At 69.5% G+C, this 25,969-nt stretch carries 19 protein-coding genes and 1 pseudogene; 8 read left to right on the top strand and 12 right to left on the bottom strand.

Translation table 11 applies throughout. The annotated features are described in order from the left end of the window. Positions 1-207: 207 nt before the first annotated feature. From ACWTPI_RS10125 to ACWTPI_RS10105, 5 genes and pseudogenes are all read right to left on the bottom strand, one after another. Positions 208-360: pseudogene (locus tag ACWTPI_RS10125) on the bottom strand (RHS repeat-associated core domain-containing protein); the annotation flags it as partial. Then, a complete protein-coding gene (locus ACWTPI_RS10120) occupies positions 360-620 on the bottom strand; it encodes a hypothetical protein (RefSeq protein ID WP_081075399.1) in 261 nt (86 codons plus the stop codon). The pseudogene ACWTPI_RS10125 and the gene ACWTPI_RS10120, both read right to left, overlap by 1 nt. Positions 621-627: 7 nt before the next feature. Further along, positions 628-5,460 (bottom strand): RHS repeat-associated core domain-containing protein, encoded by a 4,833-nt coding sequence (locus tag ACWTPI_RS10115; protein ID WP_454731603.1) that lies wholly within the window; start codon positions 5,458-5,460, stop codon positions 628-630. 60 nt (positions 5,461-5,520) lie between these two features. After that, on the bottom strand, positions 5,521-8,286 hold the full coding sequence (locus ACWTPI_RS10110; protein WP_454731602.1) for a type VI secretion system Vgr family protein: 2,766 nt from the start codon (positions 8,284-8,286) through the stop codon (positions 5,521-5,523). 569 nt (positions 8,287-8,855) lie between these two features. After that, positions 8,856-10,133 (bottom strand): tyrosine-type recombinase/integrase, encoded by a 1,278-nt coding sequence (locus ACWTPI_RS10105; RefSeq protein ID WP_454731601.1) that lies wholly within the window; start codon positions 10,131-10,133, stop codon positions 8,856-8,858. A gap of 153 nt (positions 10,134-10,286) precedes the next feature. Between ACWTPI_RS10105 and ACWTPI_RS10100 the strand changes: the two genes are divergently transcribed. Then, positions 10,287-11,354 carry a DNA-binding protein gene (locus tag ACWTPI_RS10100; RefSeq protein WP_454731600.1) on the top strand — a complete coding sequence of 356 codons (1,068 nt, stop codon included), beginning with the start codon at positions 10,287-10,289 and terminating at the stop codon, positions 11,352-11,354. A gap of 58 nt (positions 11,355-11,412) precedes the next feature. Here the strand turns inward: ACWTPI_RS10100 and ACWTPI_RS10095 are convergent, their stop codons facing one another. Then, positions 11,413-12,423: a bifunctional helix-turn-helix transcriptional regulator/GNAT family N-acetyltransferase gene (locus ACWTPI_RS10095; RefSeq protein ID WP_454731599.1), complete on the bottom strand. Its 1,011-nt coding sequence runs from the start codon at positions 12,421-12,423 to the stop codon at positions 11,413-11,415. A gap of 184 nt (positions 12,424-12,607) precedes the next feature. Next, positions 12,608-13,444, bottom strand: coding sequence for an IclR family transcriptional regulator (locus tag ACWTPI_RS10090; protein ID WP_029044235.1), 837 nt, complete (start codon positions 13,442-13,444; stop codon positions 12,608-12,610). Between the two features lie 160 nt (positions 13,445-13,604). On the opposite strand from ACWTPI_RS10090, the gene ACWTPI_RS10085 reads away from it, so the two are divergent. The 4 genes from ACWTPI_RS10085 to ACWTPI_RS10070 all read left to right on the top strand — a co-directional run bounded on the left by ACWTPI_RS10085 (position 13,605) and on the right by ACWTPI_RS10070 (position 17,996). After that, a complete protein-coding gene (locus ACWTPI_RS10085) occupies positions 13,605-14,381 on the top strand; it encodes an enoyl-CoA hydratase/isomerase family protein (protein ID WP_454731598.1) in 777 nt (258 codons plus the stop codon). 10 nt (positions 14,382-14,391) lie between these two features. Beyond that, positions 14,392-15,624, top strand: coding sequence for a CaiB/BaiF CoA transferase family protein (locus ACWTPI_RS10080; protein ID WP_454731597.1), 1,233 nt, complete (start codon positions 14,392-14,394; stop codon positions 15,622-15,624). A 58-nt stretch (positions 15,625-15,682) separates the two neighbouring features. Then, complete coding sequence (locus ACWTPI_RS10075) at positions 15,683-16,849, top strand: acyl-CoA dehydrogenase family protein (protein WP_454731596.1); 1,167 nt, start codon at positions 15,683-15,685, stop codon at positions 16,847-16,849. 91 nt (positions 16,850-16,940) lie between these two features. Further along, the gene (locus tag ACWTPI_RS10070) at positions 16,941-17,996 is read left to right on the top strand and encodes a Bug family tripartite tricarboxylate transporter substrate binding protein (protein WP_454731595.1); all 1,056 of its coding nucleotides are present in this window, start codon (positions 16,941-16,943) and stop codon (positions 17,994-17,996) included. Between the two features lie 43 nt (positions 17,997-18,039). Here ACWTPI_RS10070 and ACWTPI_RS10065 read toward each other — a convergent pair whose 3' ends face one another. Next, positions 18,040-18,777, bottom strand: coding sequence for a CerR family C-terminal domain-containing protein (locus ACWTPI_RS10065; protein WP_454731594.1), 738 nt, complete (start codon positions 18,775-18,777; stop codon positions 18,040-18,042). A 215-nt stretch (positions 18,778-18,992) separates the two neighbouring features. Between ACWTPI_RS10065 and ACWTPI_RS10060 the strand changes: the two genes are divergently transcribed. From ACWTPI_RS10060 to ACWTPI_RS10050, 3 genes are read left to right on the top strand one after another with little or no spacing between them, the layout of a single operon-like run. Further along, positions 18,993-20,153 carry an HlyD family secretion protein gene (locus tag ACWTPI_RS10060; RefSeq protein ID WP_454731593.1) on the top strand — a complete coding sequence of 387 codons (1,161 nt, stop codon included), beginning with the start codon at positions 18,993-18,995 and terminating at the stop codon, positions 20,151-20,153. After that, complete coding sequence (locus ACWTPI_RS10055) at positions 20,146-21,756, top strand: DHA2 family efflux MFS transporter permease subunit (protein WP_020205966.1); 1,611 nt, start codon at positions 20,146-20,148, stop codon at positions 21,754-21,756. The genes ACWTPI_RS10060 and ACWTPI_RS10055 overlap by 8 nt, the downstream gene beginning before the upstream one ends. Positions 21,757-21,759: 3 nt before the next feature. Beyond that, on the top strand, positions 21,760-23,199 hold the full coding sequence (locus tag ACWTPI_RS10050; protein WP_454731592.1) for an efflux transporter outer membrane subunit: 1,440 nt from the start codon (positions 21,760-21,762) through the stop codon (positions 23,197-23,199). Between the two features lie 15 nt (positions 23,200-23,214). On the opposite strand, the gene ACWTPI_RS10045 is transcribed toward ACWTPI_RS10050, so the two are convergent. From ACWTPI_RS10045 to paaD, 4 genes are all read right to left on the bottom strand, one after another. Next, positions 23,215-23,448 carry a DUF2188 domain-containing protein gene (locus ACWTPI_RS10045; RefSeq protein ID WP_020205964.1) on the bottom strand — a complete coding sequence of 78 codons (234 nt, stop codon included), beginning with the start codon at positions 23,446-23,448 and terminating at the stop codon, positions 23,215-23,217. A 332-nt stretch (positions 23,449-23,780) separates the two neighbouring features. Beyond that, positions 23,781-24,203, bottom strand: coding sequence for a VOC family protein (locus ACWTPI_RS10040; protein ID WP_020205963.1), 423 nt, complete (start codon positions 24,201-24,203; stop codon positions 23,781-23,783). A 100-nt stretch (positions 24,204-24,303) separates the two neighbouring features. Next, complete coding sequence (paaE, locus tag ACWTPI_RS10035) at positions 24,304-25,392, bottom strand: 1,2-phenylacetyl-CoA epoxidase subunit PaaE (protein ID WP_454731591.1); 1,089 nt, start codon at positions 25,390-25,392, stop codon at positions 24,304-24,306. A 14-nt stretch (positions 25,393-25,406) separates the two neighbouring features. Further along, entirely contained in the window at positions 25,407-25,964 is a 558-nt protein-coding gene (paaD, locus tag ACWTPI_RS10030; protein ID WP_454731590.1) for a 1,2-phenylacetyl-CoA epoxidase subunit PaaD, read from the bottom strand. Positions 25,965-25,969: the final 5 nt, after the last annotated feature.

Here is a 25,969-nt window from a genome sequence, read left to right as displayed (position 1 = left end):
ATCATCATATGGTAGCCCGGTCTTCGCATCAACGTGACCTCTATCCAATCTCAGACGCTCCTTCCCTGTACATGGGCACTTCCACTTAATCGGTGCTCCGGTAGCATCCGATTTGGCCGGAATCAATCCTTTCTGGCTTGCCAAGTCACGAATATCCGTTCGCGTCTTTTTTGTGATATCCGCAGCAGCAATGTCAGGTGGAACCGATCCACTCAGGCCCAACGGATCCACCCACTCAACCGGATTCGACGCGTACTGATAGACATTGATCCCACCAGTCAGCCCAATCGGATCTTTCGAGATGAATCTACCCGTGCCCGGATCATAATACCGATGCCGGTTGTAATGCAGCCTCGTTTCTACTTACGCATCAACATTTCCCTGAGCCGCCTAATCTCAGCAACCAACAGCGGTATATCTTGTCTAGCATGCGCAATAAAATCTTGATCCGCGATGGTGGCGCCGCTTAGCTCGATATCTTCACTGCGAGCATCTTCCGGACCAGTCATGATGAAATTTGAACCGCTTTCATGGTCTCTTCCCTCAACATAAGATACCCACGGCCCAGGCGTGGCCGCCTTACAGCGAGCCTCAATTTCATTCAGTTTTTCCTCGTTCATATTCCACCTACTTTCTTGCATTGGGATTGCGGACAGTCGGCGTCATGAGCGCCTCCGCTTGTTCCGCTGTTATTCCAGATAAGGTCGCATGATTTGGATTGTTCCTAGTTGGCGATGCAACCACATCGCCACCTGCCACCCTGACATTTCCGACCGTTGTAACATCGACCTTCCCATGCGGGATGCCATCAGTCAGTTCATCTAGTGACTTTCCCGTAGCACTGTTTACCGAAACTCCATCTAGTCTTCCGTCTGCACCAACCGTGACACCAGATCCCTGACGAAATTTCTCGGCAGTACAACTACCGCCTCTACATACAATTGCTTCGTCGGGTAGGCGGTCAGGACAAGGGCATTTTTTCTTCTTCAACCCAAGCGGATCAATCCACTCAACCGGATTCGACGCGTACTGATAGACATTGATCCCACCAGCCAGCCCAATCGGATCCTTCGAGATGAATCTACCCGTGCCCGGATCATAATACCGATGCCGGTTGTAATGCAGCTCCGTCTCCGCATCATGGTACTGCCCCGGGAAGCGGATGGCGTTGGTGGCTTCGGCCGGATCTGCCCCGTGGCGCGACGCCTTCAGCCCGCCCCACGCCTTGTACCGCCCCAGCCATACCACCTTGCCGGTCTCGTCCACCAGTTCCTGCGGCGTGCCGAGGTGGTCGGTCTGGTAAGACAGCGTCGCATGCCGGGTCTTCGCCGGCACCTGCATGAACTGCCCGTCCGTGCCCGTCATCAGAACCGCGGGCTCCACCAGCGTCTCGTCCAGCCGCGCCAGCGGCACGAAGCTGCCGGGTTCGTGCAGGTACAGGGACGCGTCTTGCCATTGCTGATCCGCTTCCAGCGTGTGGATGCGCTGCGCCACCGGCACGGAATACGCATCGTCGGGGTCTTCTCGTACCAGGGCCACCCCGCGGAACGGGCAGGGCCGGTAGTCCCCCGGCTGTCGCGGGGGCTGGATGAAGCGTTCCTCCATCAGCAGCACGTCGCCATCCCAACTGAACAGCGTGCGCTCGACGGTGCCATCCGGATGGGTGACGGTCTTTTGCGTGCGCCGCCCAAACGCGTCATAGGCAAAGCGCACCTGCAGCGCCGGGGGCGCCGAGTCGTCCGCCCATTGCCGCTCGTTGGCCGCTGCCTCCCCGGCACGGCGGCTCGCCTGCGTGAGCCGGTTGGCCGCGTCGTACTCGTATTGCCATGTCGTGCCGTCGGGCGCGATGCGGCGCACGAGATTGCCATACGTGTCGTGCTCATAGCGCGTATGCGTGAGTTCCGCGAGCACGTTGCCCACGCAGCGCGGCAACGCGCGCTGCCAGGCGTCCAGCTTTTGACGGTCTTCGGCCCCGCGCTGGTCAAAGCGCAGCGGCGGGTATGTCTCGCCCGGATGGGCACGCAGCCAGGCGGCGTCCTCGGCGGCCTCGCGGGCATGCCGCGCGGCCTTGTCTGCGTCGCGCTCCACCGCCGGGCGCGGCGCCATCTTGTCCGGGTCCACCGGGTTGCCCGCCGGATCGAACGCAAATGCCTCGGTCAGGTCCGGCGACACTGCCTTGAGCAGGCGTCCGACCGGATCGTAGGCATACTCGGTCGCGCCGCGCGCTCGGTCCTCGATGCGCGTCAGGTGCCCGGCCGGGCTGTACTGGAACTGCCGCTGGGCAATCCAGGCCCCGGGCGCCTCGGCCGCGCCCTGGCGCACCGCCTGTTGCGCGAGCCGCCCGCCGGCGTCGTAGGCGCGCGTCTGGCGCCAGCCGCGGTGCTGGCGCGACACCTCCCGGTGCAGCTTGTCGCGCTCCACATCCAGCAACGGCCGGCTGTCCAGCAATACGCCATGCACATGGCCCGAGCCATAGCGCTGCCATCCCACCGTGCGCGTGTTCGGCAGCGTGGTCTTGGTGCGATGGCCCAGCGCATCATATTCGTGGCGGCTGACCGTCACGTACTCGCCGTTGTCGGTGCCGATGCGCTGCAACTCGGCCACCATGTCACCGGCCTCGTCGTAGTGCAACTGCACCCTGCTGTACCCGGTGCTGGCCGTCGCCAGCCGTCCATGCGCGTCGTAGTAGAAACGCTCCTCGACCGGCAGGCGCGCCCCGGCAGATACCGTGCGGGATGTCAGCCGGCCTAGCGGATCACGCCCATACTCGGTGCGCGATCCGTCTTCGGCACGGCTTGTGAGGTGCCCCGCAGCGTCGTAGCCGTAGTGCACCGTGCGGTCATCGAAGCCGGTCTGCTCGACCAATTGCCCCACCACGTCGTAGGTGAAGCGCGTGTACTCGCCGTTCTCGTTGCGCAGCCGTGCCAGCCGCCATTGCGAGTCATAGAGGTACCAGAGTTCGCGCCCCGCCGCGTCGCGGCGCCAGGTCGGCTGGTAGCGGGCGTTGTAGCTGTACGTGGTCGCCTGGCCCGCGCCGTCGGTGTAGGTGACCAGGTTGCCCTCGCCGTCGTAGGCAAAGCGCGCCTCGGTCCCGTCCGGATCGCGGCGTGCCAGCAACTGGCCGCGCGCGTCGTGCCGGTAGGCGGTAACCTGGCCCTCGGCGTCGGTGCGCTGCATCAGATGGCCGTTGGCGTCATAGGCATACCGGGTCTCGAAGCCCGAACAGTCGCGCGCACAGATCAGCCGCCCGCCATGGTCGTAGCCGAACTCCCGCACTCCGCCCTTGGGGTCGGTCATGGCGAGCAGTTGTCCGGCGTTGCTCCAGGCATACTCGGTCGTGCGCCCGGTCGGGTCGGTGACCGACACCGGCCGGCCCAACTCGTCATAGGCCGTCTCGGTCGCCTCGCCGGTGGGCGCCGTGACCTTGACCGGCAATCCGGCCGCGTCGTACTCGGTGCGCGTGGTGTTGCCCAGCGCATCGGTGACGGCGGTCACGCGCCCCTGCGCGTCATAGGCGAAGCGCTCGGTCTGGCCCTCCGCATTGGTCATGCCCACCAGGTTGTTGCGATCGTCCCACTCGAAGCGCTCGCTGCTGCCGTCCGGATGCTCGACCAGCACGATCCGGTTGTGATAATCGTAGCGGTGATAGGTCTGCTGGCCCTCGGCATCGGTAACCCGGGTGTACCAGTGCTCGCGGTGGTATTCGAAGCGCGTGTCGTCGCGGATGTCGCTCTCGTCCTGGCCGACCCAGGTGCGCACGCATTTCGCATCGGCCGGCGCCGGCAGGCCCTGCGCGCTGCCCGGCCACGCCCACTCCAGATGGTGCCCGTTGCCGTTGAAGTCGGTGTAGCGCACCAGCAGGTGCTGCTCGTAGGCAAAGGTACGCGCATGACCCAGTACGTCCTCGTGGCACAGCAGATCGCCGGTCGGGCCATAGGCATAGCGCGCCAGCGTCTGTGTGGCATTGCCGGCGCCATCCAGGCGGTGGATCGCCGAAACGCGGCCGTCTGCGTAGTCCAGTCGGACCGCATTGTCGGCGCCATCGGTCATCCCGGTGAGCCGTCCGCGCTCGTCATAGGTCATCGCCAGCCCCAGGCCGTCGCGCCCGCGGCGCGACGCCAGGCGATAGCGCGTCCCGTGCAGCCGGTAGGCTTCCACCGACCCGTCGGGATAGGCGAGCCGCAACTGGCGGGCATCCGGCCGATGCAGGGTCAACCGCTCGGCGGGCACCTCGATGGTTTCCCCGACGGCGAGCGCCGGCAGCGGCACCGGACGGCTGTCGGGGTCGAAGAACAGGAACGACCCGTCGTCCCGTGGTGCCAGCGACAGGTGATAGGGACTGCTCCAGCGCGCGCCGAGCGGGCTGCCGTCATAGGCGGCGAAGCTGGAGCGGTAGCGCCGGGTCCAGGCAATCGGCACCACGCCATCGAGCACGAAGTCGGTCTGCTCCAGGTTCTCGTCGCCCATGGCGTAGTTGACCGGCTTGGCGGTGGCCGTCGCCGGGCAGCCGCAGCCGTTCCTGGCCGGGACAGGGCTCGGCGAGGCGCCCTTTTGCGTGGTGTGGCGGACCTGGCCGGCTTTGACGTGTGGCTTGTCCATCGTGCCGGGCACGGCCTGCGCCGTGTGGGACGGAAGCTTGCGGGCACGCCGCGTCTTGATTTCGGCGGCCACCTGCGCCGCCATGAACAGCAGCGTGCCTGCCTTGCCCGCATCGCCCAAGGCCGCATGGATCATTGGCCCGGTGTCGCGCTCGAATGCATCGAGCCATGCCAGGATGGCCGCACGCTGGCCGGACAGCTTGAGCAACTGATCAATGCCGTACAGCGCAATCTCCTCCGTGGACGGTACCCATGACAGGAAGCCCGTGTTTTTCTTGACCGCGCCCATCTGCTCGGCCGCCGACACCGGGTTCTGCACAAATCGGCGGATCGTGCGCGTCGCTTTGCGCACGCCGTCGATGATGTCCTGCTTCCAGCTATCGAGGTGCCGGTCGAACTCGGCCATGAAGGCGATCACGTCGCCGCCGGCGGTGGCCCAAAACAGATCGACCAGCACTGCCGCCGCCGCGCCCTTGGCGAACGCGAGCAGCACCTCCTGGGCCACGGCGCGGGCAGGGCGGCTGGCGTTGCCGGCGGCTGGCACCACCCCGACGGCGTCGATCACCAGGATGCCCCATTGGAACGGGTCCTTCGCCGCGCCCGGCTGGCTGCAAATCCGGTAGATATCGGCACCCACGTCCCACAACGACATGGCATTGCCGACCACGGGCACCATGTACAGGCACTGGATAAAGATTTCCTGGCTGTGGTTGGTGACGGATTCGACGGGCGCGTGCACCAGCTTGGGTGTTGTGGCCGGGGCCGGCACCGGACTCAGAATCACGCGCCGTGCGTGGGCGTTGGCCTGAATGGCTTGGGGCGTCTGGCGAACCGGGGGGTGCGGGGCTTCTGGGCCGGGCATGTCGGGCTTGTTGGGAGAAGGGAAGGCGTGGGAATTGGCGGCGACTCAGATCGCCACCGGCTACGTCAGGTTTCGCGCGAGCTCCGGGGTGGCATTTCCCGGAGCGGGCGCAACCGCCGGTGGTGCGGCGATCCCGGTCGGCTTGGGAAGCACCGCCGTGGCGGCGGCCACGCCGCCCTGGCCGGCAGCAGTGACCACCGCCATGGCCGCTCCGGCAACGGCACGGACCCCGTTTGGAGTCGCGGCCATCACTGGCCCGACCAGGCTTGGCAGAGGGTTCTCGCCGCCTGCCGTGGCGCCCGCCAGCACCTGGCCCTTGGGCTCGGCCCACTTCCTGGCCTTGTCCTGCAGATCGTGCGCTTCCTCGAAGTACTCGACCGAGCCGCCGCCGCGTGGCGCGTTGGCGAGCGTCCCGCGCCCGGTGGCATCGAGCGTGCCAAAGCGGGTACTGCCATCGGCAAAGGTCACCTTGTAGGGTGCATGGCGGACCGGTTCGCCATTGGGATACGCGTGCCAGAGCTGCATGCCGGTCTGCTGCTGCGTGGGCAGCAACGGCAAGGCTTGGTGCTGGGTGCCGGACGGTCCGATGCGGATCGGGCCGCGGCACAGGATGTCGCCAGCGCTGCCGATCTCGACCTGGCCGCCCACCAGCCTGATATAGGCGCCACCGCACATCAGCGTGAGCGCCTTGTCCGCGACAAGGGTAACCGCATCGCTGGTGCTTGCAATCGTGACATCCTTGAGCGCGGTGAGGCGCATGGCATCGCCCTGCGCCTGCAGCTCAAGTTGGCCGGCGCCCGCATAGAGCTTCATGCCCAGGGTGTTGGCATAAAGCGAGACGGCACCGCCGGCGGCGACGGTGTGATTGCCGCCAACCGCAGCATCGGCGTTGCCGCCTGCGGTGGTGAAGAGGTGGCCGCCGGCCGACAACTGCAGATGCTCGCCGCTGGTCAGCGCCACGCCGTGCGGTGCGCTGGCCAGCAGCACCGCTTGCCGCAAGTCCTTGAGTTGCGTCTCCAGCAGCGTCTTCTGCTCCTCGCACGCGGCGACAACCGCCTTGGCGTCGCGCACCGCGTCAGACAGGCTCTGCATGCGTGCCTGGGCCGCGCGTAGCTGTTCCAGGGCGGCCTCCATGCCGAGCACCGGGCCGCCGGCGCGGGCCTGCATATCCGCACTCAGGAACAGCCCCTTCCCGCCGCGCAGGGCTCCCCACCCGTCAGTGCGCAACTCGAACCCTTCGCCGCGCTTTTCGCGTTGACCATTGACGATGTGCCCGAGCGTCAGTTGGCTCTTGCCAGAATGCTCGGTGGACAGCTTGACGTGCTCCTGCCCTTCCCAGTCCTCAAAACGCAGCTTGTTGTTGCTCTGCGTGCGGATCACGTTGCGCGACAGCCAGCGATCCTGATTGGTAATCAGGTCCGCGTGCTGGCTGTTGTGCTGCACGCTGGCAATGTATGGCTTGTTCGGATTGCCGTCGCGAAAGGCCACGTCCACATAGGTGCCGTCGAGCAGCGGGAAGTGGAAGCCCGTTTGCTGGGCACCGGCGAACGGCTTGGCAAAACGCAGGGGCACGCTTTCACCGCCCTTGGGCCATACGTCGAAGTCGAAATCGAAGCGGACAACGTAGTGGCCGTCTCGGGTCAGGTAGGCGTACTTGTACTGACCCGGCGAGGTGATGCGCGCGCTCAGGGTGCCGGGGATGCGCGGCCAGTTGGCCTCGTCCAGTGGCAGGCGGAAGCGCCGGTCCGAGGGGATGGCCCGGTAGCTGTTGCGGTAGGCCGCATCGCGCGCGCCGCTGTGGATGACCTCGGTGATCACCTGGCCGTTGGGCGCATCGGGCAGCACGTAGTCCATGCGCAGGATGCGCGCCGGACATAGCGCCAGCACATTGCTCTCGCCCGCATAGACCAGTTGCGAGGCCAGCGCCGCCTCGTGGCGTAGTTGCGCCTCCCACTTGCCGTCTTCGAAGTCCAGGTGATGCGTGCCGTAGACATAGGACTGGCCGTAGGTGGTCTTCTCGTTGCGCGCGACATTGGCCTCGCCGGTCGGGCGCTCCCATGCCTTGTCCGGGTTGAAGTCCGCAACCCGGAATGATCCGGGGATACTCCTGGCGGAGGTCTTGAGCGAGAATACCGTTTCCCGCCCGGACTCCAGCCCGGCCGTCTCGCGATAGGGCACACGCAGTTCCGGCTGATAGAGATAGTGATCGATGTCGTCGCCGAACACGATCATCTCGCCGAACTTGCCGGCGGTGAAGTAGCAATACAGGCCTTCCTGTGCTATCAGCAGCCGGATATAGTCCCAATCCGACATCCGGTATTGCATGCGGAAAGCGTGCGTCGGGTATTTGCGGCGAGTCTTGAAGACGAACTGGTGACCCTTGAGGTCGTGCCGGCGCAGGATTGCCTCGATGATCTGCGGCGCGGTCTGCTGCTGGTAGATGCGACTGGCTTGAGTGAGCCGCAACCGCGCGACCAGTGGCTCGACCACGATCTCGTAGCCGCTGAAATCGCGGGTCTGGCGGGTCTGGCTGAAGCGGGTAATACAGCCGGCGAACTTGCGCGGCTCGCTGCCATCAGCAGGAGCGATCAGGAAGGCAGCTTCGCGATTCAGGTACTCGGCACGGTCGAGCACGAGCGGATGCGTGAGCTGAATGGTGACGGTGTAGGGCTCGCCCAGTCGTTCCACCGCTTCGAAGGACACCACGGACAGATCGGCGGCGCCGGCCGCGCCGGGTACTTCGAGGAAATAAGTCTGCCGCCCGGTGGTCAGCACGTCGAGCGCTCGCTCGCCGGCTGCCTTGAGTTCGCCAAAACCTTCCGCCATTCTTGCTCACTCCGTTCTCGCCATGCCGATACGCCTGATGCGTCGTGCCAGATTGGGCATTCGGGGTCGCAGACAGCCGACGACGGACTGTCTTGCGGGGTCATCACTGCGCCCGCATCAATGCGTATGGAATGGTATGAAAGGAGAGTCCGGCTGGGTATCAGACGCTTCTCAATAAGCGCTCGTATTTTCTGAAATCAAAATCATATGGATCTGATTTCAACAGGAGGATTCTTGTTGACTGGTGCGAGCTGCAAGCGAACGATTGCTGGCGCGCGGGGGATTTCGCAACGCCATGGCGCATTCCTGCAATGCGTGGGACTTAGCTACGTCGCGCAGTTCGCGAATCGCCTTGCCGCGTAGCCAAGCCGGCCAGCATCGGTCAAGTCGTGGAATCGACCTGGCCGACTATGAGAGACAATTCGGGGCCGGGAGGGAGGGCATTCGCGGTCAGCGTTACAAGTCGGGAGGTCGGCTAGATGCCAGCCACCGATCTGCACATGACCGGGTCGTTCGCAGAATGCGACGGCTGTTGGGCTCGCCTCGAGCAGGCAGCCGCTATGCCAGCGCTAGGCGCTAGTAGAGCGTGATGTATGAAGAAACCCGGAGTCCATAGCGTCGTCATGTTGCAGGTCCAATGAAACCGCCCATCCGATCCGGTGGGCTGCTTGTGTGGCCTGATGCCGCGCGTCGTCCTCGCTGTGCAGGTAGCCGCTGGTGGTGGCGATCGAGGCGTGGCCGAGGTTGTCGCGCACGAAGCGCAGGTCGACCTGGCTGTCGGTCATGTGCGAGCCGGCGGTGTGGCGCAGCCAGTGCGCCGAGGCGCTGGCCAGCAGCTCGGCGCGGTTTTCCCATTGCGGGCCGCGCGCGCGCAGGCGCTCCGCCGCGAGCGCGAACACTTCCTTGAGCACCAGGTGCAGCGCGCCGCGCGACAGCGGCCTGGGCGCGCGCGCCTGCCCGATCACGGGCAGCACCAGCGGCCGGTCTTCGCCCGGCAGCGGCGCCGGCGGCAGGCCGTGGGCGCGCCGGTAGCGCGCCAGTTCCGCCATCAGCTCGTCGCTGGCCGGCACCAGCCGCGTCTTGCTGCCCTTGCCGGTCACTTCCAGCCACCAGCGTTCCACGCCGCTGGCGTCGCGCCGGCTGAAGAACGCGCCCATGCTGGCGCCGGCCACTTCCGCCGCGCGCAGCCCGCCCAGGTACAGCACCGTCAGCAGCCAGCGGCAGCGCGCCGCGTGCAGCCGCTCGCGCTCGCTTTGCCGCGGCATGTCCTCGATGGTGTCCTTCACCGCCTGCCACAGTTCGTGGCTCAGGTAGCGCGTGATGCGGGGCTGCGCATGGCCGCGGCGCCGGCGCGCCAGCGAGAGCGGGTTGCCGGCCAGGTAGCCGGCCTCGACCAGCCAGGCGAACAGCGCATTGATGATGACCAGCGCGTGCCGCACGCTGGCCGGCGAGAGCGGCCCGGCGAAGGGCCGCCATGCGGGCGCGCCGCGCGCCAGCTTCTTGCGCGAGGCCATGACCCAGCGCGCGGCCGGCTGCGGATCGGCCAGGAAGCGCTCGTACAGCAGCAGGTCCTCGTGCGTCAGCGACGACAGCGGCTTGCCATGCTGCATCACCGCCCACAGCAGCAGGCGCTCGGCCTCGCGCCGGTAGCTCTGCAAGGTCGCCGGGGTGCCGGCATAACGCGCCAGCCACGCGGCGACGGCGGCCACGTCGTCGCGCGCGGCGATCTGCGGGGTGCCGCCGCGGGCGCGGTTGCTTCCTTCGGCGCCCGAGAGGTCGGCAGGCAGCTGGAGCTGTTCCAGCGGCATGGCCGGCAGCGCGGCGAGGGGCGGGGCAGGGACTGGCATGCGTGGGGAGCGATCCAAATGACGATCCAAAAGCGGCTTGGCCAGCAATTATAGACAGAATCGTAATTATGTCTAAAGTTATCTTATGGAATCATGAAATATTACGTATTACGTAGTAATATTTTGAGATTCAATGTCTACGCCACCGCCGCCATGCCAATCCAGCCCGCATCGACCGAATCGCCCGAAACCGCCGACGCCAGCCTGCAGGCCGACGTGGCCGCGCTGCGCGAGCGTTTCCCCGAAACCCGCGCGCTGTACCGCGAGGTCTGTGGCCTGCTGTTCTTCCGCTACGGCATCACGCCGACCGCCAACAAGCTCTATGGACTGGTGCGCAAAGGCAGCATGGGCACGCCGCTGGAGGTGCTGGGACAGTTCTGGCAGGACCTGCGCGAGCAGGCGCGCGTGCGGATCGAGCATCCCGGCCTGCCCGATGCCATCAAGCAGGTCGCGGCGGATGCCGTGCAGCAGATCTGGCAGGCAGCCAGCGAGTCCGCCGCCAGCGAGCTGGCGGCGCTGCGCGACGAGGCAGGACGCCAGGCCGGCGAAGCGCAGGCGCAGCGCGACCAGGCGCGCGCCGCGGTGGCGGCCGCCGAGCGCGAGACCGCCGCGGTCGCGGGCGAACTGGAGGCGGCCCGCCAGGCGCTGGCCGCGCTGCGGACGGAATTGGATGCCGAGCGACAGGCCCATGCTGCCACCCGGGCGCGGCTGGAGGAGGGCAGGAACCAGGCCCAGTCGCAGGAACGGCAACTGGGCGAGTTGCGCGCGCAGTTCTCGGCGGAACTCGAGCGCGCGCGCGAGCAGGCCGCCGTGGCCCAGGAGCGGGCCGGCGCCACCGAGCGGCGCGCGCTGCGCGAGATCGACCAGGAGCGCACGCTGCGCCAGAAGGGCGAACAGGCGGCGGCGGACCTGCGCGCCGAGCTGTCAGCCGCGCAGGCCAGGGCGCAGGAAGCGGCGGTGGCCGGCAGCGCGGAGCGCGCGCGGCTGCAGGCCGAAGGCGAGGCGCTGCGCCAGCGGCTGGCATCGGCGGAGCGGGAACTGGCCGGGAGGGCGCAAGCGCTGGACGCGCTGCGCGCCGAACTCGAAGCCGCCGCGCGCCGCGCCGGGCATGCCGAGGCGCAGGCCGCCGCCCTGCGGCGCAGCGAGACCGGCCGGCGCAAGGTGCCGGTGGCGCGGACCAGGTTCGCGCCCGGCAAGTTGTCGCCGAAGACCGGCGCATGAAGCATGGCCGGGCTTCGGCGCGCCGGCTGGCCGGAATGGCCGCCGCGCGCGGGCAGGGTCAGCGCGGCGCTTCCCCGGCTTCCCCGGCGTCGCCAGTCTCGTCCGCGCGCCGGCTGAAGCGCTGCTCCACCACCACGGTGCCCCACTGCGCGCCTTCCGCCTCGCCGGTCAGCCGGAAGCCGAACGACTCATACAGATGGCGCGCCGCGTCCAGGCCCTTGAAGGTCCAGAGATAGGTCTCGCCGAAGCGCGCGTCGACGAATGCCACGGCCTTGGCCAGCAAGCGCCGCCCGAGGCCCGTGCCGCGCAGCGAGGCGTCGACGATGAACCAGCGCAGATGGGCAACGCCGCCGGCTGGGTTCCCGTCGATGGCGAGCGAAGCCAGCGTCCTGCCATTCTCCACGTAGAGCCAGAGCGCCTTGCCGGGGGCGGGCAGGGACGCCGCGAAGGCAGCCAGCTCGGTCGCCACCTTCCGCTCGAAATACACGCCGAAGCCCGACGCCGCCGCGTAGTAGCGCGCGTGCAGGCTGGCCACGTCGCCGATGCATCCGGGCTGGTAGCCTTCGACGATCCGCCCGTCGCCATCGCTGCCCGCGTGCGCCGTCCTGGTGGCGTTGTCCTGCGCCAGCGCATCGGCGTACAGCGAGAGCGACCGCACCAGCGTCTGCTGGTCGGCCGGCATCAGCTTGCGCAGCGCGCCGGAGACCTGGTCGGTGGCGAAGCGGTCGATCTTGCGGCGCAGCTTCTGGCCGGCCTCGGTCAGGTAGAGCCGGGCCGAGCGCCCGTCGTCGCTCGCGGCCTCGCGCCGCAGCAGGCCGGCGGCCTCCAGCTTGGCGAGCTGCCGGCTGGTATTGGACTTGTCCAGGCGCAGCAGCAGGGCGAGATCGCGTGCCGGGAGGCCCGGCGCGAGGCCGATTTCGATGATGGCGTGCACGGCCGACGGCGAGAGCTCGCTGTCGGCCAGGGTGTTGCGCATGAAACCAAGCTCGCGCACCAGCTTGCGGGAGAACTCGCGCAGTTCCAGGATGGTGCGGTCGCGGGTCTGGGCGGGGAGGTCGACGAAGTCCATGGGAGCGGGATTGAGGTGGCGCGGTGGGCCGGGATACCGGGCTGACGGGCTGACGGGCTGGCGATCCGGCAATCGCAAGGTTGCGATCCGCAACTAATATACTTGCGATCCACAACTTGTTCAAGGCGGGCCGGCGCCCGTTTCGAGAACACTGACTTGCGCCGACGGAGCGGCCGCGCCGGGCTCAGGCGTGCCCGTGCTTGTCGCAGGCCGCGCGGATCTCCGCGATCAGGCCGAGCAGCAGCGGCGCGTAGCGCTCCACGTCGCGCCGCTTCTCGCTGGCCTTGTGCGGGAAGCTGATGTTGAGCCCGTACCACTGGTGGTCCGGGCCCTGGAACGCCGCGCCCACGGCGGTCAGGTGGCCGGGCTGGTAGTTGGCCGTGCAGTAGCCCAGGGCCTGCGCCTGCGCGATGCCGCGGGCCACTTCCTTTTGCAGCACCGGACATGGCTCGCCGGCCTTCTCCGTGATTTCCTCCACGAGGTCCGCGCGCACCGCGGCGGGCAGCGCGGCGAGGTAGGCCAGGCCGATCGCGGTGGCTTCCATCGGCACGCGCGTGCCGGGCACCACGCGCCGCGTGCGCGACACGCTGTCGCCGCTGTGGCGCACCGAGGCCAGGTAGACCATCGCGGTCTGGTCGGCCACCGCCAGGCCCACGTTGACCTTCTTGTCCTCGGCGATCCTGCGCATCAGCGGCAGCGCGACCTCCGGCACCACGCTGGCGTGGCGGAAGGCGTCGGCCAGGCTCAGCATCACCGCCGCCAGCCGGTAGGCGCGCTCGGTGGTGTCGTAGCGCAGGAAACCCGCATCGACCAGCGAGCGCGTGAGGCGGCTCACGGTGGGCCGCGGCAGGCCGGTGCGCGCGGCCAGCTCGGCATTGGTCAGGCTGGACGAGCCGACGCGGAACGCGCGCAGCAGCATCAGCCCGCGCTCGAGCGACTGGCTGCCGCCGGTCTGGCGCGTGAAGCGGCCGGTGCTGTGGGTGATCTGGCGCGTGGAGACTGGTGGCGAGGGCGTTGGCATGCGGCCGGCGGCGATGTTGATGGGCCACCCATGATTTCGGTATCCGAAATTGTAGCGTAGCGCCGCGCGGGGCATCGGCGAATACTCTTGGCCAGCGATGCGGCGCCGGCATGTGGCGGCGCCGCGCTTCCTTCCTCACCGTTTACCCGGAGCCCACGCCATGACCTTGGCATCCCCGCCGGAGATCCGCCTGTCGCGCGACCAGCATGTCGCGCAGATCGAGATCTCGCGCCCGCCCCACAATTTCGTCGATGCCGGCCTGATGGGCCAACTGGCCGAAACCCTGCTGCGGCTCGACGACGACGACACCTGCCGCGCGGTGGTGCTGTCGTCCGGCGTGGGCGCCTTCTGCGCCGGCGCGGATTTCAGCGGCGCGGAGCAGGGCGCCGTGTCGCGCGACCCGTCGGCGTTCTACGCCCAGGCCATGAAGCTGTACCGCAGCCGCAAGCCGATCGTGGCCGCGGTGGCGGGCGCGGCCATCGGCGCCGGCATGGGCCTGGCGCTGGTGGCGGACTTCCGCGTGACCTGCCGCGAGGCGCGCTTCAGCGCCAGCTTCAACCGGCTGGGCTTTCATCCGGGCTTCGGCATGAGCGTGACGCTGCCGCGCCTGGTCGGCGAGCAGCAGGCCGCGCTGCTGTTCTACACCGGCCGGCGCATCGGCGGCGAGGAAGCGGTGCGCATCGGGCTGGCCGACGAGCTGGTCGCGCAGGACGAAGTGCTGGCGCGCGCGCTGGTGTTGGCGCACGAGATCGCGGCATCGGCGCCGCTGGCGGTGGAAAGCACGCGCGAGACGCTGCGCCTGGGGCTGGCCGAGCGCGTGACCGAGGCCAACCAGCGCGAACTGGCCATCCAGCGCGGGCAGTTCGCCACCGCCGATTTCCGCGAAGGCGTGGCGGCGATGGCCGAGCGCCGCACGCCCGTGTTCCGGCGCTGCTGAGGGAGGCCGCATGGATAAACCGACCTCGGCAGCAAATTCGGCAGCGGCGCCGGCCGGCCCGCTGGACGGCATCCGCGTGCTCGACCTGACCTCGGTGGTGCTGGGCCCGATGGCCACGCAGGCGCTGGCGGACCTCGGCGCCGACGTCATCAAGATCGAAGGCCCCGAGGGCGACCTGATGCGCGCCAACGGCGTCTCGCGCCATGCCGGCATGAGCTCGATCTACCTCGCGCTCAACCGCAACAAGCGCTCGGTGGTGCTGGACCTCAAGCGCCCCGAGGGCGCTGCGGCGCTGCGGCGCCTGATCGCCGGCGCCGACGTGCTGGTCCACAACATGCGCGTGGCGGCCATCGAGCGGCTCGGCTTCGGCTACGCCGCGGTGGCGGCGCTCAACCCGCGCATCGTCTACTGCGTGGCCACCGGCTTCGGCCAGGACGGCCCGCACCGCGACAAGCCGGCCTTCGACGACATCATCCAGGCCGCCTGCGGGCTGGTGGCGCTGGGCTCGTCGGTGGGCGAGCGCCCCGAGTACGTGCCCAGCCTGATCGCCGACAAGACCACCGGGCTGGCGCTGGCCAACGCCGTGCTGGCCGCGCTGCTGCACCGCGAGCGCCACGGCGCCGGCCAGTCGGTGGAGGTGCCGATGCTGGAGACGATGGCCAGCTTCGTCATGGCCGAGCACCTGGCCGGGCTGACCTTCGAGCCGGCCACCGGCGCCGCCGGCTACGCGCGCCTGCTGCAGGGCGGGCGCCGCCCGGCGCAGACCGCCGACGGCTGGATCTGCGCGCTGCCCTATACCGACCGCCACTGGCAGGCCTTCTTCCATGCCGTGGGCCGCGACGACCTGGCCGACAAGTACGACATCGCCAGCCGCGCCCAGCGCAACGCCAATATCCGCGCGCTCTACCGGCACCTTGGCGAGATCACGCCGGCGCGCACCACGGCGCAGTGGATGGCGCTGTTCGAGCAGCTGGACATTCCCGCCACGCCGATCTACACGCCGGACGAGCTGCCCGGCCATCCGCACCTCGCGGCGGTCGGCCTGTTCCAGCAGACCGAGCATCCCACCGAAGGGCCGCTGCGCGAGATGCGGCCGGCGGCGCGCTTCTCCGCCACGCCGCTGTCGCTGCGCCGCCATGCGCCGGCGCTGGGCGAGCACACCGCGGAGGTGCTGCGCGAAGCGGGGCTGGTGCCGGAGGCGATCGCGCAACTGGCGGGCGGCGTGCCCGCCGGCGCGGCATGACGCACACCACGCACGTCACGCATATCACGCACACCATCAAAACGAGAGGAGACGAGGCATGAACTTCGCGCTGGATGAAGAGCACCAGATGCTCAAGGACCTGGTCGCGCGCTTCGTGCGCGAGCAGTTGATTCCGCTGGAGGCGGACGCGCTGGCGCGCGAGGCGCAGGGCGGCCAGCTCACGCTGCTGCCGCACGACCAGGCGCGGCTCGACGCGCTGTCGCGTGAGCTGGGCCTGTGGGGCCTGGACGCGCCGGCCGAGATGGGCGGCGCCGACCTGCCGGTGGTGGCGATGGTCGGCGTCAACGAGGAACTCGGCAAGACCATCACGCCCTACGACCTGCCGCCCGACTCGCCCAACCTGCGCATGCTGCTCAAGACCGCCGACGCGGACCAGCGCGCGCGCTACCTGGAGCCGTATGCGCGCGGCGAGACCATTTCCGCGATCGCCATCTCCGAGCCCGGCGCGGGCGGCGATCCGGCCATGATGTCCACGCGCGCCGAGCGCGACGGCGACGGCTGGGTGCTCAACGGCCGCAAGATCTGGATCAGCCGCGCCGCGCGCGCCGACTGGACCATCGTCATGGCCGTGACCGACAAGGCGCGCGGCGCGCGCGGCGGCATCTCGGCCTTCCTGGTCGACCGCGGCACGCCCGGCTTCAAGGTCGAGCGGCGCATCCCGATGATCGGCGGCGCCTCCACCTACGAGGTGGTGCTGGAGGACTGCCGCATTCCGCACAGCCAGCTGCTCGGCCAGGAAGGCAAGGGCTTCGCGCCGATGCAGGCGCGGCTGTCGAGCCGGCGCGTGCAGATGGCGGCATGGTGCATCGGCCGCGCGCAGCGCGCGCTCGACATGCTGTGCGAGTACGCGCCGCAGCGCCAGACCTTCGGCGCGCCGCTGGCGGACCGCCAGGCCATCCAGTGGTGGGTGGCCGATGCCGCCACGCGCATCCACGCCTGCCGCCTGATGACGTACGACGCCGCCGCGCGCATCGACGCCGGCGACGAGGCGCGCACCCAGGTCTCGATGATCAAGGTGTTCGCCACCGAGATGGCCTGGGACGTGATCGACCACGCCATGCAGGCCTTCGGCGCGATGGGCATGACCAAGGAAATGCCGCTGCAGCAGATGGCAAACGAGACGCGCCTGATGCGCATCTACGAAGGCCCCTCGGAAGTGCACCGCTGGGTCATCGCGCGCGACCTGCTCGGCCTCAGGCGCTAGCGCAGGCGGCCACGGCGCCGCGATTCAACGCCACATCCGCACCATCCGCACCGGGAGGACCCACTGCCGGGCGGAGCATCAAGGAGACAGCATGACCCGATTCGATACACAATCCACATCCCGGCCCGCATCCCGGTCCACAACCGGGCCGCGCACGCTCTCGCGCCGCCGCTTTGCCAGCCTCGCCGGCAAGGGCGCGCTGGCCGGCGCCGCGCTGGCGGCCTTTCCCGCCGCCGCGCTGGCGCAGCCGCAGGCCTTTCCCAACCGTCCGATCCGCTTCATCGTGCCGTTCCCGTCCGGCAGCGGCACCGACACCACCGCGCGCATGTTCGCCAAGAAGATCGGCGAGCTGACCGGGCAGGGCGTGGTGGTGGAGAACAAGCCCGGCGGCAACGGCTTCATCGGCGTGCAGACGCTGCTCAGCGCGCCGGCCGACGGTTACACGGTCTTCATCGGCAGCAACTCCACGCTGTCCACCAACGCCGCCATTTTCCGCAAGCTGCCCTACGACCCGCTGACCGACTTCACGCCGATCACGCTGCTGTCGCGCGGCCCGTGCCTGATCATCGTGCCCGCGAGTTCACCGTACCGCACGCTCAAGGACCTGATGGAAGACGCCCGCAAGCGGCCCGGCGCGCTCAACTACGGCACTGGCTCGATGTCCTACACGCTGTACAGCGAATGGCTCAACGAGCAGGGCCGCATGAAGACCACGGCGGTGCCGTACAAGGGCGCCGGCGACGCCATCAACGGCGTGATGGCCGCCAACGTGGACTTCGCCGTGGTCGACGCCAGCGGCGCGATCGAGCTGGTCAAGGGCGGCAAGGTGCGCGGCCTCGCCTACACCGCGCCGCAGCGCTCGCCGCTGCTGCCCGGCGTGCCGAACGCGGCGGAGGCCGGCGTGCCGGATTTCCTCGCCTACAACTGGGTGGCGGCCGCGGTCTCGGCCAGGACGCCGGCGCCCATCGCGCGCCGGCTCGGCGAGCTGTTCGCCGCCGCCGGCGCGGCCGACGACGTCAAGGAGTACTACCAGCACCAGTCCACCGCGCTGATCCTGTCGACGCCGGCGGAGCTGCACAACTACCAGAAGGAAGAAATCGCGCGCTGGAAGCGGCTGGCCGAGATCGCGAAGATCGAGTTGCAGTAGGGCGTGCTGCGCGGCGGCGAATGGCAGGGGGAGCCGCGCCGGCTCAGTCCCTTGCCTGGCCCCCGGCCGCCTTCGCCAGCCGCGCCTTGCGGCTTTTCACCAGTGCCGCCAGCAGCTCGCGCGTCTGGTCGAGGATGACCGCCGCCACGCGCTCGGTTTCCTGCTGGCCGATGTTTTCCCAGCCCAGCATGCTGAGCACCTGCCGGCGCATCATGCGGAACACCAGCACCTGGCCGTCGATGGTCAGCGTGCGGATGCGCGTTTCCTCGTCGTCGGCCGGCTTGCCGAGCAGGCGGCCGATGAGGCCGGAGGTGGCCGCGAACAGCCGGCGGTTCAGTCCCTTGTCGATCACGTCGAACGAGGCCGCGGGGCCGAGGCCGGCGCGTTCGCGCGCCATGAACATGCGCCAGTGCACGGCTTCGGGCACGTCGCAGGCGAACGAGGCGAAGCGCGCCTGGATGCCCAGGTAGGCGTCGGTCAGCGCGCGGTCGCTGGCCTGGGCGTCGGCCAGCACGGCCTCGGCGTGCGACACCACGTCTTCGAGGTGTTCCCATACGCGCTCGACGAAAAAGGCGATGCACGCCAGGTAGACGCCTTCCTTGCTGTCGAAGTAGTACTGCAGCGCGGGCGCGTTGACGCCGGCTTCGCGGGCGATGTCGCGGGTGGACGCGCCTTCGTAGCCGCGCTCGCCGAACAGGCGCAGCGCCGCGTCCACGATGCGCGCGCGCGTTTCTTCTCCGCGCTGGTATCCGCCTTCGGCTGCGGGGCGGTGTCTGGCCATGCTCGGGTCTCCTTTGTTGCGTGATGGCGGGGGCGGCGCCGCTATTGTGCGGCATGTGGCCGGTTTGCCGTGGACGGATCGCCGGCCGGCCGCGTATTCATGTTGGGGCGGTCCCGCCGGCGCGGCGGCGGGGACGGTGCGCAGGGACGAAAATATACCACTTGACACATTTTTTCCAAATGGAATAATTGCGCCGACGGAACCTGTGAGCACCTATGCCTGCCAACGCCCCCACCGCCGACTCGCTCGGCAACCCGCCGCCGCGCGGCGACGCCGCGACTTCTCCCCGGACCCGGCCCGCCAGCCGCCGCCGCGCGATCCTGCTCGGCCTGCTTGCCGTGCTGGTGCTCGGCGCGCTCGCCTGGGGCGTGCGCTGGTGGCTGGTCGGCCGCTTCATCGAATCGACCGACGACGCCTATCTCCAGGCCGACAGCGTCACCGTGGCGCCCAAGGTGGGCGGCTACGTGGCCGAGGTGCTGGTGCGCGACAACCAGGTGGTCGAGGCCGGCCAGCCGCTCGCGCGGCTCGATGCGCGCCAGTACCAGGCCGCCGCCGACGAGGCGCAGGCCACGGTCGCCGCGCGCGCGGCCGACGTGGCGCGCGCCGAGGCCGACCTGGTGCAGCAGAAGGCCAATATCGCGCAGGCTGCCGCCGAAGTGACCGGCGCGCAGGCCAACGTGCGCTACGCGGCCTCGCAGGTGGACCGCTACGCGCCGCTGGTCAGGACCGGCGCCGAGACCGAGGAGCGCACCGCCGAGCTGCGCAACTCGCAGACCCGCGCCGCCACCACGCTGGCCGCCAACGAGGCGGCGCTGCGCGCGGCGCAGGTCCGCACCGGCACTTTGCAGGCGCAGATCGAGCAGGCGCGCGCGCAGTTGTCGGTGGCGCAGGCCGCCGCGCGCCGCGCCGTGCTCGACCTGCAGGACACCGTGGTGCGCAGCACGCTGGCCGGCCGCGTGGCCGACCGCGCGGTGCGCGTGGGGCAGTTCGCCCAGCCGGGCACCCGCCTGCTGACGGTGGTGCCGGTGCAGGACCTGTACCTGACGGCCAACTTCAAGGAAACCCAGGTGGGCCGCATGCGTCCGGGCCAGCCGGTCGTCATCCACGTGGACGCGCTGCCGGACGGCGACCTGCACGGCAGCGTGGAAAGCCTGGCGCCCGGCACCGGCGCGCAGTTCGCGCTGCTGCCGCCGCAGAACGCCACCGGCAACTTCACCAAGATCGTGCAGCGCGTGCCGGTGCGCATCCACATGGACATCCCCGCCAGCGCGCGCCCGGCGCTGGTGCCGGGGCTGTCGGTGACGGTGGACGTGGATACCCGCGGGCACGAGGTGCGCAGCGCCCGCGCGCCCGCCGCCGGGGCCGCTCATGGCTGAGGCCGCGGCGCCGGCCGGCGCCGCCGCGGGCAGCGCACCTGCCGCGCGGGCCACGGTGGCCAACGCCTCGGTGGCGGACTGGATCGCCGTGGCGGCCGGCTCGCTGGGCGCGCTGCTGGCCACGCTCGACATCTCCATCACCAACTCGGCGCTGCCGCAGATCCAGGGGCAGATCGGCGCGGCCGGCACCGAGGGCACGTGGATTTCCACGGGCTACCTGATGTCCGAGATCGTCATCATCCCGCTCACCGCGTGGCTGACGCGCGTGTTCGGGCTGCGCCGCTTCCTGATGTGGAACGCGCTGCTGTTTACCGCGTTCTCGATGATGTGCGGGCTGTCGCATACGCTGGGCGTGATGGTGATCGGCCGCATCGGCCAGGGCCTGGCCGGCGGCGCCATGATTCCCACCGCGCAGACCATCGTGCGCACGCGGCTGCCGCGCCACCAGCTGCCGATCGGCATGTCGGCGTTCGGCCTGATCGTGCTGCTGGGGCCGCTGCTGGGGCCGGTGATCGGCGGCTGGCTGGCGGAGAACGTGGACTGGCGCTGGTGCTTCTTCGTCAACCTGCCGGTCGCCACGGTGCTGGTGGCGCTGCTGTACTTCGGCCTCAAGACGGACCGCGCCGACTTCAGGCAGTTCGTCGACGCCGACTGGCTCGGCATCGTCGGGCTGACCATCGGCCTGAGCTCGCTGACCGTGGTGCTGGAGGAAGGGCAGCGCGAGCGCTGGTTCGAGTCGTCGATGATCGTGTGGCTGTCGCTGATCTCGGCCAGCGGCATCCTGATGATGCTGGTGGCGCAGTTCACCGCGAAGACGCCGATCGTGCGGCTGCGGCTGCTGCTCAACAAGAACTACGCCAGCGTGATCCTGATCGTGTCCACGGTGGGCGCGGGGCTGTACGGCGTGTCCTACCTGCTGCCGCAGTTCCTGGCGAGCATCGCCGGCTACAACGCCGAGCAGGCCGGCGGCATCATGCTGCTGTCCGGCCTGCCGGCCTTCCTGATGATGCCGGTGCTGCCGCGCATGCTCGGCCGCTTCGACATCCGCGTGCTGGTCATCACCGGGCTGCTGTGCTTCGTGGCCAGTTGCTTCCTGGACATCTCGCTGACCGCGCAGAGCGTGGGCCACGATTTCGCCGGCTCGCAGATCCTGCGCGGCTTCGGCCAGATCCTGGCGATGATGCCGCTCAACCAGGCCTCGATGGCGGCCGTGGCCACGCACGAGGCGGGCGACGCGGCCGGGCTCTACAACATGGCGCGCAACCTGGGCGGCTCGATCGGGCTGGCCCTGCTGGGCACGCTGATCGACCGCCGCAGCGCCTATCACGACGCCGTGATCCGCGAATCGGTCAGCGCCAACAGCCCGGTCGGGCAGGAGCACCTGGCCTCGAGCGCGGCGAGCTTCTTCGCCCAGCACGGCGACATGGCGCACGCCAAGCTGCAGGCGGCCGGCCAGATGGCGGCCACCATCGCGCGCGAGGCCGCCGTGATGACCTATTCCGAAACGTTCTACGCGCTCGGGGTGGCGCTGCTGCTGTGCATCCCGCTGGCGCTGCTGCTCAAGACGCCCAGGCAGGGCGCCCCTGTCTCTTCCGGTCACTGATCCATGAAGTTTCGCTTTCAACCCACGATGGCGGCGCTGGCCGTCGCGCTCGGCCTGGCAGGCTGCACCGTCGGCCCCGACTACCGCGGCGCGCCCGAGGTGGCCGGCACCGCCACGCGCGGCGCGTTCCCGCACGCGCCCGCCGGCGTGGACACGCAGGCGGCGCTGGCCGCTGACTGGTGGCGCGCGCTCGGCGACGCCCAGCTGGACGCGCTGATCGAGCAGTCGCTCGCCAACAGTCCCGACATCCGCGCCGCGCGGGCGCGCGTGCGGCAGGCCCGGGCCGGGCTGCGCGGCAAGCAGGCCGGCGAGCTGCCCAAGGTGGGCGTCGACGCGGCCATGCTGCGCACGCGCTCGCCGGACCTGAGCGCGCTCACCGGCGACGGCAGCGGCGGCGGGCGCGGCCCGCTCTCGCTCTATCTGGCCAGCTTCGACGCGAGCTGGGAAATCGACGTGTTCGGCGGCACGCGCCGCGCCATCGAGGCGGCCTCGGCCGAAGCCGACGCCAGCCAGGCCGAGCTGGCCGACGCGCACGTCCAGCTTGCCGCCGAGGTGGCGCAGGCCTACGTCAACCTGCGCGAGCAGCAATCGCGGCTGGACCATCTGCGCGACTCGGAGAAGCTGGAGGCCGACATGCTCGACCTGACCGAGCAGCGGCGCGGCCGGGGCGTGGCCTCGCAACTGGAAGTGGAGCGCGTGAGCACGCAGCTCGACGGCACGCGTTCCGACATGGCGCCGGTGCAGGCCAGGATCACCGAGCTGCTCGACGAGCTCGCCATGCTGAGCGGGCGCGAGCCTGGCGCGCTCGACGCGCAGTTGCGGGACGCGCGCGCCATGCCGGCGATCCCCGCGACCGTGGCGGTGGGCGACCCCGCCGCGCTGCTCAAGGCGCGGCCCGACATCCGCGCCGCCGAGCGCCGGCTGGCCTCGCAGCACGCCCAGATCGGCGCGCACGAGGCGGACTGGTTTCCCAAGCTTTCGCTGCTCGGCTCGCTCGGCTTCAGCGCCGCCGACCCCGGCCACCTCGCGCGCAAGGACAACGCCACCTGGCTGACGCTGCCGCGCCTGCAGTGGAACATCCTCGACTTCGGCCGCGTGGCCGCCGCCGTGGCGGGCGCCGAGGCCGGGCGCGACGAGGCGCTGGCCAACTACGAAAGCACGGTGCTCAAGGCGCTGCGCGATGCCGACGTGGCGCTCGCGCGCTATGGCCACCAGCGCGAGAACGTGATCGTGCTGCGCCGCCGGGAAGCCTCGGCCGAGCGCGCCGCCGACCTCACGCGCCAGCGCTACCGCGCCGGCACCGCCACCATGCTCGAATGGCTCGACGCCGAGCGCACCCGCGTGCTGGCGCAGCAGGACCGCATCGCGGGCGACGCCAGCCTGGTCGGGGATTTCGTCTCGCTGCAGAAGTCGCTCGGACTGGGCTGGCGGCCGGCGGGCTAGCGCGGGCCGGCCCGTTCAGTTCAGCGACGACGCGCCGCCGTCGCCGTAGTCCTTCCACCAGTCGAACTGGCCGTCGCGCTGGTGGACGTAGAGCACCACGCGGTTCTCCTGCGCCACCGCGGTGCCGGCCTCGATCGCCGCCTCGCGCGAGACGCACGTGGTGACGCGGCCGACGCCTTCCACGGCGACGGTCCAGTATCCTTCGCTGCTCAAAACCACGTGCACATTCGAATTGGCGGACGTGTTCATGTCGGGCGGCCGCCGGGCCGCGGCGCGGGCATGCCGGGAAGCCCGCGTGGCGGGGCCGCGCCATGCGGGCGGAAGTGGTGTATCCGGGGTCTCAAGCCGTCGAGCTCCAGCGCAGGCGAACCGGCGGCTGCCGGTTCCAGATGACGAGTATAGGTGCTGGCGGCAAGTTCACGATCGTGCGCGCGCCCGGCGCGAGGTGGGTGCGAGACGGGTGCGAGACGGGTGCGAAACGGGTGCGAAACGGGCACGAAACGTGCGGCATGCGCTGCTCCCCGGCCTCGCGGCGCCGCGTGCCGCGCCTGCCTTGTCGCAGAGCCCGGTCAGCCTGTGCTTTAGCCGGCCGCGAGCCGCGGATCGAAGTCGAATTCGATGCGGATGCCGCCGGGCTCGCAGATCATGGCGTGCCGCTTCGGCCCCGCGCCCAGCAGCTCGGGCGCGAACTCGACGGTCACGCCGGGCCACGCCGAGGCGCGCGCGAAGACTTCGTCGAGTTGCGCTTCGGTGGCCACGCGCAGCGCGAGGTGGTGCAGGCCCACGTTCGCCTTGCGGTCGAAGCGCGTGAAGGCCGCGGTGTCGGCGACCTGCCACAGCGTCACCAGCAGCTTGCCGTCCGAGACGAACGCGGCCGGGTAGTCCGGCTTCTCGCCGACCTGCTGCCAGCCCAGGCACCGGATGAAGAAGTCGCGCGTGCGCGCCAGGTCCGGCACGCTCAAGCCGATATGGTCGACGCCGAGGGTCAGGGATGCATCGTTCATGGTTCCGCCTTTCCAGGATGGCCAGCCCCCGGGGCGGGGGCACCCGTGCATCCTGTAGCGTCGGTGCGGCGGCGTCAAGGCGCCGCGGGGATCCGGCTGGCTACCGTTCGTCGTAGCTCACGACGACCCGGCTCGACACCGGGTGGCACTGGCAGGTCAGCACGAAGCCATCGTCGATCTCGCGCTGCTCGAGCGTGTAGTTCTTCTCCATCCTCACCTCGCCTTCGAGCACCCTGGCCCGGCAGGTACAGCACACGCCGCCCTTGCAGGCGTAGGGCAGGGCGAGGCCGGCCTTGAGACCGACGTCGAGCACGCTGATGCCCTCGTAGGGCAGCCGCAGCCGGCGCGTCTTGCCGTCGATGACGAGTTCGAGGTCGGCGGCCGGCATGTCGTCGGGGACTTCCACCTGCGCCACGCCCGCCTGCGGCAGCGGCGTGCCGAAGCGTTCCACGTGCACCTTCCCGGGCGCCACGCCGGCGGCCTCGAGGGCGGCTTCGGCGGCATCCATCATCGGCGCCGGGCCGCAGATGAAGGCTTCGTCGATCTCGGCGGCCGGCACGAGCGTGCGCAGGAACGCCGCGCACTTGTCCTGGTCCAGCACGCCGTTGAACAGGTCGACTTCCTGCAGGTCGTCGGACAATACGTGATACAGCGAGAACCGGCTCATGAAGCGGTTCTTGAGGTCTTCGAGCTCCTCCGCGAACATGATGGCGTCGACGCTGCGGTTGCCGTACACCAGCGTGAAGCGGCTGGTCGGCTCCATCTCCAGCGTGGTCTTGATGATGGCCAGCACGGGCGTGATGCCGGAGCCGCCGGAGAAGGCGAGGTAGGAGCGCGACAGGTCGGCGTTCAGGTGCGTGAAGAAGCGGCCGTCGGGGGTCATCACGTCGATCTCGTGGCCCGGGCGCAGCGTGTCGAAGGCGAAGTTCGAGAAGCGCCCGCCGCGCACGCGCTTGATGCCGATGCGCAGTTCGCCGTCGCGGTCGTAGTCGGTGACGCCGACGCAGATCGAGTACGAGCGGCGCGTTTCCTCGCCGTCGAGGTGCGTCTTGAGCGTGACGAACTGGCCTTGCGTGAAGCGGTAAGCCTCGCGCAGCGCGTCGGGGACCTCGAACGAGACGGTGACGGCATCGGCGGTTTCGGGCCTTACCTCGCGGATACGCAGCGGATGGAATTGCGGAGTCGCCATGATGTCGGTCCAGGTCAGTACGGTTTGAAGTAGTCGAACGGCTCGCGGCAATCGAGGCAGCGGTACAGGGCCTTGCACGCGGTCGAGCCGAACTGGGCCAGGCGCTCGGTGTGGACGGAGCCGCATTGCGGGCAGGCCGGCGTGGCACCGGCGGCACCGGCGCGCGGCACGAAGCGGATGGCGGCCTCGGCGGGCGCGGGCTGGCCGGCGCAGTGGCCCAGCGGCGGCGCGATGCCGTAGCGGCGCAGCTTTTCGCGCGCCTCGGCGGTGATCCAGTCGGTGGTCCAGGCCGGCGCCAGCACGGTGGCGACGCGGTGCGGCACGATGCCCGCCGCGGCGAGCGCCCGCTCGATGTCCTCGGCGATCTGCGACATGGCCGGGCAGCCCGAGTACGTGGGCGTGATGACGACTTCGACCGCGCCGTCGGCGCCGCGCCGCACCGCGCGCAGGATGCCCAGCTCGCGCAGCGAGACCACGGGGATCTCGGGGTCGGGCACCGTTTCCAGCACGGCCCAGGCTTGTTCCAGCGTGGCGTCCGGCCGGGCGGCGACGGCGGTGGTGGCGGCGTTCATGGCGG

The sequence above is a fragment of the Cupriavidus ulmosensis genome (assembly GCF_977008105.1).
Note: the sequence above shows the minus strand (reverse complement) of the source record. Positions and strands in the feature narration are given on the sequence as shown.

Excerpts from the sequence above, each read along its gene's own strand:
- ACWTPI_RS10070 (WP_454731595.1), top strand. The coding sequence starts at position 16,941 with ATGACCCGATTCGATACACAATCCACATCCCGGCCCGCATCCCGGTCC.
- paaE (WP_454731591.1), bottom strand. The coding sequence starts at position 25,392 with ATGGCGACTCCGCAATTCCATCCGCTGCGTATCCGCGAGGTAAGGCCC.
- ACWTPI_RS10040 (WP_020205963.1), bottom strand. The coding sequence starts at position 24,203 with ATGAACGATGCATCCCTGACCCTCGGCGTCGACCATATCGGCTTGAGC.
- ACWTPI_RS10100 (WP_454731600.1), top strand. The coding sequence starts at position 10,287 with ATGCCAATCCAGCCCGCATCGACCGAATCGCCCGAAACCGCCGACGCC.
- ACWTPI_RS10045 (WP_020205964.1), bottom strand. The coding sequence starts at position 23,448 with ATGAACACGTCCGCCAATTCGAATGTGCACGTGGTTTTGAGCAGCGAA.
- ACWTPI_RS10060 (WP_454731593.1), top strand. The coding sequence starts at position 18,993 with ATGCCTGCCAACGCCCCCACCGCCGACTCGCTCGGCAACCCGCCGCCG.
- ACWTPI_RS10115 (WP_454731603.1), bottom strand. The coding sequence starts at position 5,460 with ATGCCCGGCCCAGAAGCCCCGCACCCCCCGGTTCGCCAGACGCCCCAA.
- paaD (WP_454731590.1), bottom strand. The coding sequence starts at position 25,964 with ATGAACGCCGCCACCACCGCCGTCGCCGCCCGGCCGGACGCCACGCTG.
- ACWTPI_RS10075 (WP_454731596.1), top strand. The coding sequence starts at position 15,683 with ATGAACTTCGCGCTGGATGAAGAGCACCAGATGCTCAAGGACCTGGTC.
- ACWTPI_RS10110 (WP_454731602.1), bottom strand. The coding sequence starts at position 8,286 with ATGGCGGAAGGTTTTGGCGAACTCAAGGCAGCCGGCGAGCGAGCGCTC.
- ACWTPI_RS10050 (WP_454731592.1), top strand. The coding sequence starts at position 21,760 with ATGAAGTTTCGCTTTCAACCCACGATGGCGGCGCTGGCCGTCGCGCTC.
- ACWTPI_RS10055 (WP_020205966.1), top strand. The coding sequence starts at position 20,146 with ATGGCTGAGGCCGCGGCGCCGGCCGGCGCCGCCGCGGGCAGCGCACCT.
- ACWTPI_RS10085 (WP_454731598.1), top strand. The coding sequence starts at position 13,605 with ATGACCTTGGCATCCCCGCCGGAGATCCGCCTGTCGCGCGACCAGCAT.
- ACWTPI_RS10105 (WP_454731601.1), bottom strand. The coding sequence starts at position 10,133 with ATGCCAGTCCCTGCCCCGCCCCTCGCCGCGCTGCCGGCCATGCCGCTG.
- ACWTPI_RS10065 (WP_454731594.1), bottom strand. The coding sequence starts at position 18,777 with ATGGCCAGACACCGCCCCGCAGCCGAAGGCGGATACCAGCGCGGAGAA.
- ACWTPI_RS10090 (WP_029044235.1), bottom strand. The coding sequence starts at position 13,444 with ATGCCAACGCCCTCGCCACCAGTCTCCACGCGCCAGATCACCCACAGC.
- ACWTPI_RS10095 (WP_454731599.1), bottom strand. The coding sequence starts at position 12,423 with ATGGACTTCGTCGACCTCCCCGCCCAGACCCGCGACCGCACCATCCTG.
- ACWTPI_RS10120 (WP_081075399.1), bottom strand. The coding sequence starts at position 620 with ATGAACGAGGAAAAACTGAATGAAATTGAGGCTCGCTGTAAGGCGGCC.
- ACWTPI_RS10080 (WP_454731597.1), top strand. The coding sequence starts at position 14,392 with ATGGATAAACCGACCTCGGCAGCAAATTCGGCAGCGGCGCCGGCCGGC.